This is a genomic window from uncultured Croceicoccus sp. (assembly GCF_947496385.1).
In the GTDB taxonomy this organism is placed as follows: Bacteria; Pseudomonadota; Alphaproteobacteria; order Sphingomonadales; family Sphingomonadaceae; genus Croceicoccus.
In genome coordinates, this window is sequence record NZ_CANMCP010000002.1 from 275,170 (window position 1) to 287,773 (window position 12,604).

The 12,604-nt window shown below is 65.5% G+C and carries 11 protein-coding genes; 4 read left to right on the forward strand and 7 right to left on the reverse strand.

What is annotated here, in order from left to right; translation table 11 throughout:
• Nucleotides 1–4: 4 nt before the first annotated feature.
• The 3 genes from Q0897_RS05130 to hemF all read right to left on the reverse strand — a co-directional run bounded on the left by Q0897_RS05130 (nt 5) and on the right by hemF (nt 3,613).
• Nucleotides 5–2,095 (reverse strand): bifunctional (p)ppGpp synthetase/guanosine-3',5'-bis(diphosphate) 3'-pyrophosphohydrolase, encoded by a 2,091-nt coding sequence (locus Q0897_RS05130; RefSeq protein WP_299307999.1) that lies wholly within the window; start codon nt 2,093–2,095, stop codon nt 5–7.
• A gap of 89 nt (nt 2,096–2,184) precedes the next feature.
• Nucleotides 2,185–2,733: a pseudouridine synthase gene (locus tag Q0897_RS05135; RefSeq protein ID WP_299308000.1), complete on the reverse strand. Its 549-nt coding sequence runs from the start codon at nt 2,731–2,733 to the stop codon at nt 2,185–2,187.
• A 7-nt stretch (nt 2,734–2,740) separates the two neighbouring features.
• Entirely contained in the window at nt 2,741–3,613 is an 873-nt protein-coding gene (hemF, locus tag Q0897_RS05140) for an oxygen-dependent coproporphyrinogen oxidase (protein ID WP_299308002.1), read from the reverse strand.
• Between the two features lie 45 nt (nt 3,614–3,658).
• Between hemF and pdeM the strand changes: the two genes are divergently transcribed.
• From pdeM to Q0897_RS05160, 4 genes are all read left to right on the forward strand, one after another.
• Complete coding sequence (pdeM, locus tag Q0897_RS05145) at nt 3,659–4,405, forward strand: ligase-associated DNA damage response endonuclease PdeM (RefSeq protein ID WP_299308003.1); 747 nt, start codon at nt 3,659–3,661, stop codon at nt 4,403–4,405.
• 213 nt (nt 4,406–4,618) lie between these two features.
• The gene (gene infC / locus Q0897_RS05150; RefSeq protein ID WP_202085596.1) at nt 4,619–5,137 is read left to right on the forward strand and encodes a translation initiation factor IF-3; all 519 of its coding nucleotides are present in this window, start codon (nt 4,619–4,621) and stop codon (nt 5,135–5,137) included.
• A 238-nt stretch (nt 5,138–5,375) separates the two neighbouring features.
• Nucleotides 5,376–6,698 carry a cystathionine gamma-synthase family protein gene (locus tag Q0897_RS05155; RefSeq protein ID WP_299308007.1) on the forward strand — a complete coding sequence of 441 codons (1,323 nt, stop codon included), beginning with the start codon at nt 5,376–5,378 and terminating at the stop codon, nt 6,696–6,698.
• Complete coding sequence (locus Q0897_RS05160; protein WP_299308008.1) at nt 6,695–7,444, forward strand: alpha/beta hydrolase; 750 nt, start codon at nt 6,695–6,697, stop codon at nt 7,442–7,444. The genes Q0897_RS05155 and Q0897_RS05160 overlap by 4 nt, the downstream gene beginning before the upstream one ends.
• On the opposite strand, the gene Q0897_RS05165 is transcribed toward Q0897_RS05160, so the two are convergent.
• From Q0897_RS05165 to paoA, 4 genes are read right to left on the reverse strand one after another with little or no spacing between them, the layout of a single operon-like run.
• The gene (locus Q0897_RS05165; RefSeq protein ID WP_299308010.1) at nt 7,441–8,787 is read right to left on the reverse strand and encodes an AarF/ABC1/UbiB kinase family protein; all 1,347 of its coding nucleotides are present in this window, start codon (nt 8,785–8,787) and stop codon (nt 7,441–7,443) included. The genes Q0897_RS05160 and Q0897_RS05165 overlap by 4 nt on opposite strands.
• Before the next feature lie 7 nt (nt 8,788–8,794).
• The gene (paoC, locus tag Q0897_RS05170; RefSeq protein ID WP_299308012.1) at nt 8,795–10,990 is read right to left on the reverse strand and encodes an aldehyde oxidoreductase molybdenum-binding subunit PaoC; all 2,196 of its coding nucleotides are present in this window, start codon (nt 10,988–10,990) and stop codon (nt 8,795–8,797) included.
• A 6-nt stretch (nt 10,991–10,996) separates the two neighbouring features.
• Nucleotides 10,997–11,947, reverse strand: coding sequence for a xanthine dehydrogenase family protein subunit M (locus Q0897_RS05175; RefSeq protein WP_299308013.1), 951 nt, complete (start codon nt 11,945–11,947; stop codon nt 10,997–10,999).
• Nucleotides 11,948–11,950: 3 nt separating this feature from the next.
• Nucleotides 11,951–12,592: an aldehyde dehydrogenase iron-sulfur subunit PaoA gene (gene paoA, locus Q0897_RS05180; RefSeq protein WP_299308014.1), complete on the reverse strand. Its 642-nt coding sequence runs from the start codon at nt 12,590–12,592 to the stop codon at nt 11,951–11,953.
• Nucleotides 12,593–12,604: the final 12 nt, after the last annotated feature.

The following is a 12,604-nucleotide window of genomic DNA, read 5'->3' on the forward strand; positions in this document are numbered from 1 at the left end:
GAAATCACACCCGCTCGGCCTGCGCCACCGCGTCGCTGGCGCGCAATGCGCTGACGATGCGGGTGAGGTGGGCGAGGTCGCGCACCTCGATGTCCACCTCGTAATTGCCGAAAAGCTCGTCGCGCGATTGGAGCGAGAGATTGGCGATATTGGCGTGATGCGCGCTGAACAATCCAGTCATTTCGGAGAGCGTGCCCATGCGGTTGTAGAGCATGACCTTCAACCGCCCGGTCGCCCCGTCGGTGGTCGGGTCCCATTGCAGGTCGATCCATTGCTCCGACGTGTTTTTCGCAAGTTCGAGGCAATCGATCGCGTGGACGCACACCGTTTTCCCCGCGCGCAGCCCGACGATGCGGTCGCCCGGCACCGGATGGCAGCATGTCGAAAGCTCGAACGCCGTCCCTTTCTTGAGCCCGCGCACACGCACCGCGCGTTCCGGCGAGTGCCAGAAGCTGTCGTCGGGCAGGTCCGCGGCGCTGCCAGGGACGAGCGCCTCCATCAATTCCCTCTCGCTCAACCGCGCTTCGCCGATGGCGAGCAGCATCGCCGTCTCATCCGCCATGTCCAGCCGTTTGAGCGCGGCATTGCGCGCTTTCGTCCCGATCTTCTGCGGGAGGCGGGCCACCACCGAATCGTAGATTTCGCCGCCGATGCGGACCATCTCGTCCCGCTCCTTCATCCGCACCGAACGACGGATCGCGGCGCGCGCCTTGCCCGTGACCACAAAGCTCAGCCAGTGGAGCTGCGGCTCGGTATCGTTGCCCTTGATGATTTCCACGATGTCGCCGTTGGAGAGCGGCGTGCGCAGCGGCATGTGGCGCCCGTTGATCTTTGCGCCCACCGCCGTCCCGCCAAGGTCGGTATGCACGGCAAAGGCAAAATCCACCGGCGTCGCCCCCTTGGGCAGCTGATACAGCGCGCCCTTGGGCGTAAAGGCGAAGATGCGATCCTGATACATCGCCAGCTTCGCATGTTCGAGCAGCTCTTCCGCATCCTGCGCCGTGTCGAGAATCTCGATGAGGTCGCGTAGCCAGCCGACCTGCCCGTCGGGCGTCGCCCCGCCCTGCTTATACGCCCAGTGGGCGGCGAGGCCGAATTCATTGGTGCGGTGCATTTCGCCGGTGCGGATCTGCACCTCCATCCGCATCGAATTCTCGAACACCAATGCCGTGTGGAGCGAGCGATAGCCGTTCGATTTCGGCGTCGAGATATAATCCTTGAACCGCCCCGGAATCATCGACCATGTGCGGTGCAGCACGCCCAAGGCCCGGTAACAATCTTCCGCCGTGTCGGTGATGACGCGAAACGCCATGATGTCGGTGATCTGTTCGAAACTCACATGGCGTTCGGCCATCTTCTTCCAGATGGAATAGGGGTGCTTTTCCCGGCCCGACACCTCGACATTGAGCCCCGCCTCGGCCAGCGCCTGCTTGATCGCCCAGGCGATGTCGTCGACCTGCCCGCCCTCCTGGCTGCGGATCTGCGCGAGGCGGCCGGTGATCGTGCCATAGGCTTCGGGTTCGAGCTGTTCGAAGGCGAGCAGTTGCATCTCGCGCATGTATTCGTACATGCCGACCCGCTCCGCCAGCGGCGCGTAAATATCCATCGTCTCGCGCGCGATGCGGCGGCGTTTCTCCGGTTTGGAGATGAAGTGCAGCGTGCGCATGTTGTGCAGCCGGTCGGCAAGCTTCACCAGCAGCACGCGCAGATCCTCGCTCATCGCGAGGAGGAACTTGCGCAGGTTTTCGGCCGCGCGCTCGTTCTCGGCCATCTGCTCGATCTTCGACAGCTTCGTCACGCCATCGACGAGGCGCGCGACATCCGCGCCGAAATTGCGCTCTATGTCGTCGATGGTGGCCAGCGTATCCTCCACCGTGTCGTGGAGCAGCGCGGTGACGATCGTTTCCTGATCGAGCTTGAGATCGGTCATCAGGCCCGCGACCTCGACCGGGTGGCTGAAATACGGATCGCCCGATGCGCGTTTCTGCGTGCCGTGTTTCTGCACGGTATAGACATAGGCGCGGTTGAGCATCGCCTCGTCCGCATCGGGATCGTAGGATTTTACACGTTCGACAAGTTCGTATTGGCGCAGCATCGAAAACAGGATGTGCGGATTATTGCGCGCATTGCAATCGCATTCGCCATATATTTCCAACGCATGGGCCGGTGCCGCCCGGCGGCGCCCTAAACCGCGATCTCGCGCCATTCGCCGGGTGCGAGCCCGTCCAGCGTCCATTCCCCCACCTGCCAGCGCACCAGCCGCAGCGTCGGATGCCCCACCGCCGCCGTCATGCGCCGCACCTGCCGGTTGCGCCCCTCCGCAATGGTGAGCGCGATCCAGCGGTCGGGCACGGTCTTGCGAAACCGCACGGGGGGTACGCGCTCCCATATCGCGGGCGGGTCCATGCGTTCGGCGCGCGCGGGCCGGGTCGTGCCGTCCTTCAACGCGACCCCGCGGCGCAGGCGTTCGAGCGCGGCATCGTCCGGCTCGCCCTCGACCTGCGCCCAATAGGTCTTGGGCAATTTGTAGCGCGGCTCCGCGATGCGCGATTGCAACCGCCCATCGTCGGTGAGCAGCAGCAGCCCCTCGCTATCCTTGTCCAGCCGCCCGGCGGGATAGACGCCCGGCACATCGACGAAGGACGCGAGCGTGTCGCGCGCATCGCCGCCCGCCCCGCCGCTGAACTGCGACTGCACGCCGAACGGCTTGTTGAGCAGGATCAGCCGCGCCACCCTCCGCTCAATTCCACGCCGCGAGAGGGGGCAGGCTCATCAAGATGGCATCGATATTCCCCCCGGTCTTCAGCCCGAACAGCGTGCCCCGGTCATGCACCAGATTGAATTCGGCGTAGCGCCCCCGCCATTCGAGCATGCGGGCATAGTCCGCGTCATCCCATTCATGATCCATGCGGCGCCGCACGATGTCGGGAAAGGACGCCAGGAACGCCTCCCCCACGTCGCGGGTGAAGGCGAAATTATCGGCGAACTGCCTCTCGTCCGCGCATTCCAGATGGTCGTAGAATATGCCCCCCACGCCGCGGTGCACGCCCCGGTGCGGGATGAAGAAATAATCGTCGGCCCATTTCTTGAACCGGGGATAATACGCATCGTCGTGCCCCTCGCATGCCTTGCGGAAGGCGTCGTGGAACTGCGCGGTATCCTCCTCATATGGGATCGGCGGGTTGAGATCGCCGCCGCCGCCGAACCATGCCGCCTGTGTCGTGAGGAAGCGGGTGTTCATGTGGACCGCGGGCACGTGCGGGTTCGCCATGTGCGCGACGAGGCTGATGCCGGTGGCGGTGAATTGCGGATGTTCGGCGCTGGCGCCATTGATGGTCGCGGCGAATTCCGGCTTGAACCGGCCATGCACGGTGGAGACGTTCACGCCGACCTTTTCGAAGATCTTCCCCTTCATCAACCCGCGCGTCCCGCCGCCGCCGTCGGTCTCTCCCTCGTCCGGCTCGCGGGTCCAGGGGGTATATTCGAAGGCGGCATCGCTGCCGGCCTCGCGCTCGATCGCCTCGAAACTTTGGCAGATGCGCGTTCGCAGCTGTTCGAACCACTCCCTCGCGGCGGCGGTTTCGGCGGTCCAGTCGGTTTTCGCTTCGGTCATGGCCCGCGCTTGCCAAAGCGGCGCGGCTGCGGCAATAGGCTTCGCATGGTTCCCCTTTCGTTCGCAGATCAGGAATGGCGCATCGTCGATGGCCGTGCGCTCTTTTGGCCGCGCGAGGATGCGTTGCTGGTGGCGGACCTGCATCTTGAAAAGGCGAGCTTTTACGCGCGCACCGGACAGATGCTGCCGCCGTATGACAGCCGGGAAACGCTCGAACGGGTGGCCGCCGCGATCCGCAGCACGGGCGCGCGGCGGGTCTTCACGCTGGGCGACAATTTTCACGATGCGGGCGGGCCGGGCCGGCTGGAGGCGCATGCACGCGGCATGCTCGACGCGCTGACGCGGGCGGTGGACTGGGTCTGGATCACGGGCAATCACGATGCGAAGGATTACCTCGCCCCCGCGCATCACCGCCACCGGGAGGCCGACGCCCCCGGCGGCACGCAGGTCGAGGAACTGGAAACCGGCGGCATCGTGCTGCGCCATCAGGCGAAGGCCGGCGAAACCCGTCCGGAATTGTCCGGCCATTTCCACCCCCGCCTGCAGATCATGGTGAAGGGGCGCCGCATCGTCCGGCCCTGTGCCGTGATCGGCGACGGCGCGAACGATGGCGACGAAACGGGTACGGGCACGGGCGCGCGCATGATCCTTCCCGCATTTGGCACGTTGACGGCGGGCATGGATGCGGGCGATGCGGCGATCGTCCATGCCATGCAACCGGCGCGGCATATTACGGCAATGGTGCCCGCGGCGGGCCGGTTGCTGCGCTTTCCCTTGTGGCAGGCGGCGTGATTGCGCCCTTGCGAAACGGGCGTTTCATCCCCATCTCTTTCGCGAGTGAAGGAACTTGCGGGCCACCTGGTGCGTAAGCGAGTTCACAAAGGCGCGATTCTGGGATAAGAGCGCGCCTGTAAGCGGTCTTTCGCGATTCTGCGGACGGCCGCCCGTTTTTTCTAATAAGCCACCTCAGGAGAAGGCCCCATAGCACGTCCCCCTCGCCGATCATTGCAACCGCCGGTCAAGAGCGGCCCGCGATACAACACCATGATTCAGTCCGACAAGGTTCGGGTCATCGACGACGAGGGCGAAAACCTGGGGGTCATGTACACGCGCGAAGCGATCGAGCGCGCGGCTGAGACGGGGCTGGACTTGGTTGAGGTCTCTCCGAACGCAGACCCGCCGGTGTGCAAGTTCCTCGATGTCGGCAAGTTCCGGTACGAGGCGCAGAAGAAAGCCAATGCGCAGCGTAAGACGCAGAAGACGCAGGAGCTTAAAGAAATCAAGATGCGTCCGAACATCGACGATCACGATTACGATGTGAAGATGCGCAACGTGAACAAGTTCCTGGAAAACGGCGACAAGGTGAAACTGACGCTGCGTTTCCGCGGCCGCGAAATGGCGCACCAGGAACTCGGCATGGACCTGTTGAAGCGGGTGCAGGACGATGTTCGCGAAATCGCCAAGGTGGAGGCGTTTCCCCGCCTCGAAGGGCGACAGATGCTGATGGTGCTGGCGCCGAAATAAGCGCCCGCACGATCGCGACGATCACGATGCCGTCCGGAGACGATCCGGGCGGCATTTTTCGTGGCAAGCCTGCTCCGCCGGGCGTGGGGCTATCCTCCTCTTCGGATATATGCGGCGCGATCTTCGTTGGTTGGGCAACCCATTTGTAATCGAGCACCCGCCGGCGACGCTTTATTGGCGTCGAATGCGGAAACAGGTTACGAATGAAACCTGACAAGACAGAGGATCCGCCAAACCCATGACCGATACGTCCCGACCCGATCAGCCCACCCCGCGCCGCAAGCCGAAACCCGCGCTGGAATCCATTGGCGGGCGCAAGATTTCGCCGACCACCGCGATGATGGGCTATGGCTTCGATCCCGTCCTGTCCGAAGGCGCGCTCAAGCCGCCGATCTTCCTCACCTCCACCTTCGCGTTCGAAAGCGCGGCGGCGGGCAAGCGCCATTTCGAAGGGCTGACCGGGCAACGCGAAGGCGGCGCCGAGGGGTTGGTCTATTCCCGCTTCAACGGCCCGAATCAGGAAATTCTGGAAGACCGGCTCGCCATCTGGGACGCGGCGGAAGAAAGTCTGGTGTTCTCTTCCGGCATGTCGGCGATCGCAACGCTGCTGCTCGCCAATTGCAAGGCGGGCGATGTCATCCTGCATTCCGGCCCGCTCTATGCCGCAACCGAAGGGTTCATTTCCAAGATCATGGCCCGTTACGGCGTCGATTACGTCGATTTCGCCGCCGGCGCGAGCCGCGAGGACATGGCCAGCACCATCGACGAGGCGAAGGAGAAGGCGAAGGCAAACGGCGGCGATCTTGCCATGATCTACCTCGAAAGCCCGGCCAATCCGACCAATGCTCTCGTCGATATCGAGGCGATTGCCGCGCTTCGCGACGCGGCGTTTGCGGGCGAAGGGACCGTGCCCCCGATCGCCATCGACAACACGTTCCTCGGCCCGTTGTGGCAACGTCCGCTCGACCATGGGGCCGACATCGTGATCTATTCCCTCACCAAATATGTGGGCGGGCATTCCGACCTGGTAGCGGGGGGCCTGTCGGGCGCGAAAAAATGGATCGATCCCGTGCGGGCCTTGCGCAATACGATGGGCACGATCTGCGACCCGAACACGGCGTGGATGTTGCTGCGCAGTCTGGAGACAGTGGAACTGCGCATGACGCGCGCGGGCGAAAACGCGGCGAAGGTGTGCGCGTTTCTCGCCGAGCATCCGAAGGTGGAGCGTCTGGGCTATCTCGGCATGATCGCCGATGCGTCGCAGAAAGACATCTACGACCGCCATTGCCTCGGCAGCGGATCGACCTTTTCCGTCTTCGTGAAGGGTGGAGAAGCCGAAAGCTTCGCCTTTCTCGACGCGCTGAAGATCGCGAAGCTCGCAGTCAGCCTCGGCGGGACCGAAACGCTGGCGAGCCATCCCGCGGCGATGACACACATCTCAGTCCCGCCCGAACGCAAGGCCAGGCTCGGCATCACGGACAATCTCGTGCGAGTCTCCATCGGGATCGAGGATGCCGACGACCTCATCGCCGATTTCGATCAGGCATTGGCGCAGGCATGACAGCGCCGCGGCTGCTCTTCGTTCACGGCGCGGCGGGCGATGCGCGGATCTGGAACCCGGTGATCGCCGCCCTGCCCGGCGGGTGGCAGGCCGAGGCGATCACCCTCACCTATTTCGGTGATGCGGCCTGGCCGGATGAGGGCGAAGGTTTCAGCACGGCCCTGCACGCGCGCGAATTGTGCGACCATGCCGCGCGCATGGGCGGCGACGTGCGCATCGTGTGCTGGTCCTATGCCGTGCATGTAGGGTTGCAGGCGCTGCTCGACCGGCCGGAATTGTTTGCGGATGCGTTTTTCTACGAGGCCGGCTTGCCGCATTACCTGTCCGACGCGGATGAGATCGAACGCTTCTCACGCGATTTCAAATCGTGTTTCGGCCCGGTCGGCGCCGCGTTGAAGAAGGATGGTGCGGTCGCCGCGGTGCGTGCCCTGATCGGTCCGGGTTTCGCCCGCATGGCGCCGGAGCGGCAGGCCATCTACGAATCCAATGCCGCGATGATGCCGCTGCTCATGGGCGGGGGGCAGGCCCCGGCGAAAATCGGACCGGCCGAACTCGCGCGGATCGAAACGCCGTGCCGCGTCGCGATGGGCGCCGATACGCGCCCCGCCTTCGCCTTGCCGAGCCGCGCGCTGGCAGATGCCTTGCCCGATTGCGATCTGGTCGCGGTGCCGGGCGCGCAGCATTTCCTGCCCGAAACCGATCCGGCGCGCTTTGCCGGACTGGTCGAGGAATGGGCGGCGCCCTAGATTTCCGGCGCGCCCTCGCCGACGATCCGGTCGGCCATGGCGCGCACATCGACCCTCGCCTTGAGCCGCGCGGCGAGCAGCGCCGTCCCGCTGATCTTGCGCTGCACGAAGAGCACGTCGGCGGGCGGCAGGTGCCAGCTCGCCCGGTCCTGCGCGATCGCCATGCCCTCCTCGCGCAGGATCGACACGAACGCACGGTCGCCGAAATCGAACGGGCCGGGCTTGTGCATTTCGGCGACGATCACGTCGATCATGTGGTCGACACGCACCCGGTGCCGCGTCGCGACGGCGGGCGCCATGAAGCCCGCGGCAATGGCGGCGGCGCGGATGCGGTCCCGGTCCTGCGCCAACCCTGCGCGGAGCAATTCGCGGTATCCTTCCACCACCGCATCGCTCACCCCCCGCGCCGCGCCGAAATCGAGCAGGACGATCCGGCCCGTTTCGGGCTGGTACCGGTAGTTCGCGAAATTCGGATCGGTCTGCATCTGCCGGAATTCGAACAATTCGCGCAGCACGATGCCGATCAGGATCCGCATCGCCCGGTCCCGCCGATCCTGGCTTTCGCTTTCCAGCGTTTCGATGGGCTGCCCCTCAACGAAACGCATCGCGAGGATATTGCGCGTCGTGAGATCGCGGTCGAGCAGGGGCACCACCACGTCCGCATCGTCGGCGAGCAAGGCGCCGAACCGCGCCATCTGCTCCCCTTCGCGCAAATAATCCGCCTCCTCCGCCAATTGCGCCTTCGCCGCGGCGAGCAAAAGCGCGATGTCGAGCTCGCGCGGAAGCAGGTTCGATATGCGAAACAAGTTCGCGACATTATCGACATCGGCATCGATGCTTTCGCGCACGCCGGGGTATTGGACCTTGATCGCGAGTTCGCGCCCGTCGCGCGTGGTGGCACGATGCACCTGCCCGATGGAGGCGGCGGCCATGGGGCGCGGTTCGAACCGGCGGAAATGGCGGCGCCAGTCCTCCCCCCATTCGGAGGCCAGCACAAGCTGCATCTGGGCCGGCGGCATGTGATGTGCATTTTCGCGCAGGCGGGCCATGATCTCGGCGAGTTCGGGCGGCAACATGTCGCCCGCATCCATCGAGATCATCTGCCCCAGCTTCATCGCCGCACCGCGCAGGTTTGACAAACGGTCGGCCAGCCGCGACACATTGCCGGGCGTGAGCAACATGTCGCGCATGCGCGGCCGCTCCCCGCCGGCAATCCGGCGCGCACCCTCCGCCATCATGCCGCCCGCGACACCGGTCGCCAGCCGTCCGAACTGTCCCAGCCGCGAAAGCCGGCCGCTGGGCACGGTGCGGTGGCGGTCGTCGCCGTCGCCGTCGCCGCTCATCGCGCCGTCACACCGCGGGCAAACGGTCGAGATATTTGTCCAGCGTCAACGGATAGTCGCGCACCCGCACCCCGGTCGCGTTATAGGCGGCGTTGGCGATCGCCGCCCCCACGCCGCAAATGCCAAGCTCGCCCACGCCCTTCGCCTTCAATGGCGAGATGATCGGATCGAGCGTGTCCAGGAATACCACCTCCTGCGGCGGGATGTCGGCATGGACCGGCACCTCGTATTGGGCAAGGTCGTGATTGGCGAAGAAGCCGAAGCGTTTATCCACCACCAGGTGTTCGGTCAGCGCCGCGCCCGCGGCCATCACCATCCCGCCGATCACCTGGCTGCGCGCCGAAAGCGGGTTGAGGATACGGCCCGCGTCGCACACGGCGAGCATCCGGCGGATGCGGATCTCGCCGGTGAAGACATCGACATCCACCTCCACGAAATGGCCTGCATAGGTGCCGATGTCGTACTCCTGCTTGAACTTGCCAAAGCTCATTTCGCCATCGACGGACATCGCGCCTGCCTCGCGCAGCGCGCTGCTGCGCCCGCCGCCGCTGATCCGCCCGTCGGCAAATTCGGCCCGCGCCGCGTCATAGCCGAGCTTTTGTGCGATCGCCTCGCGCAGGTTGACGCACGCGGCGTATACGCCGGCGGTCGCACTCGCCGCGCCCCATTGCCCGCCGGACCCCGCCGACACGGGAAAGCGCGAATCGCCAAGATGCACCGTCACATCGTCGAGCGGCACGCCCATGCATTCCGCCGCGGTCTGCGCGATAATGGTATAGCTGCCCGTGCCGATGTCGGTCATGTCGGTTGCGACCGAGATGCGCCCGGCATCGTCAATCCCGACCCGCGCCGCCGATGTCCGCGCCGGCGCCGCGCGATAGCCCGCCGCGACGCCCATCCCCGTCAGATAGCGGCCGTTGCGCCGCGACGCGGGACGCGCCGAACGCTTCGACCATCCGAAACGCTCCGCCCCTTCGCGCAGGCAACGGGTGAGATGGCGGTCCGAAATCTTCGTCTGCTCGCCGCCGGGGATGCGGTCCTTCACATCGTTGGCGATGCGCAGTTCGACCGGATCGATGCCCAGCTTTTCGGCAAGCTCGTCCATCGCCACTTCGAGCGCCATGTGCCCCGGCGTTTCGCCCGGCGCGCGCATCGCATTGCCTTCGGGCAGGTCGAGCTGCGCGATATAGCATGCCGTCATCCGCCCCGCGCCCGCGTAAAGCTTCGGCGTCTGCAGCGTGCCGTCCTCCGGTCCTTCGCCGGTGATATTGCCGGACCAGCATTCATGCCCCATCGCCGCGATCCGCCCGTCGCGATCCGCGCCGATGCGCACACGCTGTATCGTGGCGTGCCGGTGGGTGGTGTTGTTGAACATCAACGGACGCTGCAACGCGAGCTTGACCGGGCGTTTTGCCGCCTTCGCGGCCAGCGCGGCCATCACCGCATCGGCCCGCACGAACAGCTTGCCGCCGAAGCCGCCGCCAATGAACGGCGAATCGACGCGGATCTTGTCCGCATCCATGCGCAGGATCGAGGCCAGCGCCTGCCGCCCCCATTCGACCATCTGGTTCGAGGTCCAAACGGTGAGCGCGTCGCCATCCCATGCCGCGATGGTCGCGTGCGGCTCCATCATCGCATGCGCTTCGTCCGGGGTGGTGTAGGTTTCATCGACTGTCACCGCAGAGCCCGCAAACGCACCGTCGAAATCGCCGACCGACGAACGTGCCGGTTCCCCGCGCTCCATCGCGATCGGGGCGCCCGGCTTTGCAGCCTTGAGATCGAAGGCACCGTCCGCGCTTTCGTAACGCGTGCGGATGAGACCGGCCGCGGCGCGGGCCTGTTCGAAGGTTTCGGCCACGACGCAGGCGATCGCCTGATGGTAATGCGAAACCTCGCGGCCACCGAACAGCGGGGCGAAATTGAAATCGCTGCTGCCGACCGGTTCGTGCTCGGTCGCGGCGACGATGGCGATGACGCCGGGCGCGGCACGCGCCTCGGCGAGATCCATGGACACGATGCGACCCTTGGCGATCGCCGAACCCACGATCCAGCCATAGGCCTGTCCTGCCGCGACGTCGTGGCGTTCGTAGGCATAGGGCGCGGTGCCCGTGACCTTTCGCGCGCCGTCGATCCGGGGCGTGGACTTGCCCACGATCCGGGCGCGGTCGAACAGATTGTCTCCTGCGGGGCTATCGAATTTCATGATGGTTTAGCTCCGCACTTGGGACAGAACGCCGGCGAGCGTGCGTTCGGCCAGTTTGATCTTGAAACGATTGTCCTCGGTCGGGCGCGCATCGGCAAAGGCGGCAGCAATGACCGCGCCTGCGCCCTGCGGCAGGGCGGCATCGGCCGCCGCCACGCGCCACGGCCGCGGCGCGACCCCGCCGAACGCGACGCGCCCGGTGCCATCGGGCGCGATGACGGCCGCGACCGACACCAGCGCAAAGGCATAGGATGCACGGTCGCGCACCTTTTCGTAGAAATGCTGCCCGGGCGGCGGCGGCGGAAGCACGACGTGGGTGATGATCTCACCGGGTTGCAGCACGGTTTCCACATGCGGCGTATCGCCCCACAACCGGTGAAATTCGCCCAGCGGAATGGACCGGGCCTGCCCGTCGGGGCGCATCGTTTCCACCCTTGCGTCGAGCACGCGCATCGCCACGGCCATGTCGCCGGGATAGGTCGCGATGCATGCATCCGACGTGCCGATCACGCCCAATTGCCGCGAATGGCCGTTGATCCCGGCGCACCCGCTGCCGGGATCGCGCTTGTTGCACGGCATGTTGGTGTCGTAGAAATAGGAACAGCGCGTGCGTTGAAGCAGGTTGCCGCCGGTCGTCGCCTTGTTCCGCAACTGCCCGCTCGCCCCCGCCTGGATCGCGCGGGTTAGCACGGCATAATCGCGCCGCACCCGCGGATGCGCCGACAGCGCCGTATTGCTGACCAGCGTGCCGATGCGCAGGCCGCCCTCTTCCGTGTCCTCGACCGCGTCGAGGCCGATGTCCTGCACGTCGACAAGATGGACCGGCGTCTCGATCTCCAGCTTCATGAGGTCGAGCAGGTTCGTCCCGCCGGCGATGAACTTCGCGCCGGGCCGGGCCGCGACGCTCGCGGCGGCGGCGGCGGGCGATGCGGCGCGTTCGTAGGTAAAGCTTCGCATGAGTTAGCCCTTCGCGACTTCGGCCATGGCATCGGCGATGTTGGAATAGGCGCCGCAGCGGCAGATATTCCCGCTCATCCGCTCGCGCATTTCCATGTTGGTGGGGCGGATCGCCCCAGTGAGGTCATCCGTCACATGGCTCGGAATGTCGCGGGCAATCTCGTTCAATGTCGCAACGGCGGAACAGATCTGCCCCGGCGTGCAATATCCGCATTGATAGCCGTCGTGGCGCACGAAGGCATCCTGCATCGGGTGAAGATCGCCAGGCGTGCCCAGCCCTTCGATCGTGGTAATCTCGTCCCCTTCGTGCATGACCGCGAGGCTGAGGCAGCTGTTCACCCGCTCCCCGTTGACCATGACGGTGCACGCGCCGCATTGGCCGTGGTCGCAGCCTTTCTTGCTCCCGGTGAGCTGCAGATGTTCGCGCAGCGTGTCGAGCAGGGTCGTGCGCGTGTCGACATTGACCTCGCGCCGGGTGCCATTGACGGTCATGGCGACGTCCATCTTTGCAGGCGCCGGATGCGCTGGCCGGGCCGTGCCCGCCCCCTGCGCCGCGACGGGCATGGTCTTGGCAATGGCGACGGATGCCACCCCGCCCGCAAGGACACCGCGCCGCGATGCGTTCAAAAATCCGTTATCCGTCATGGGCGTCCCATT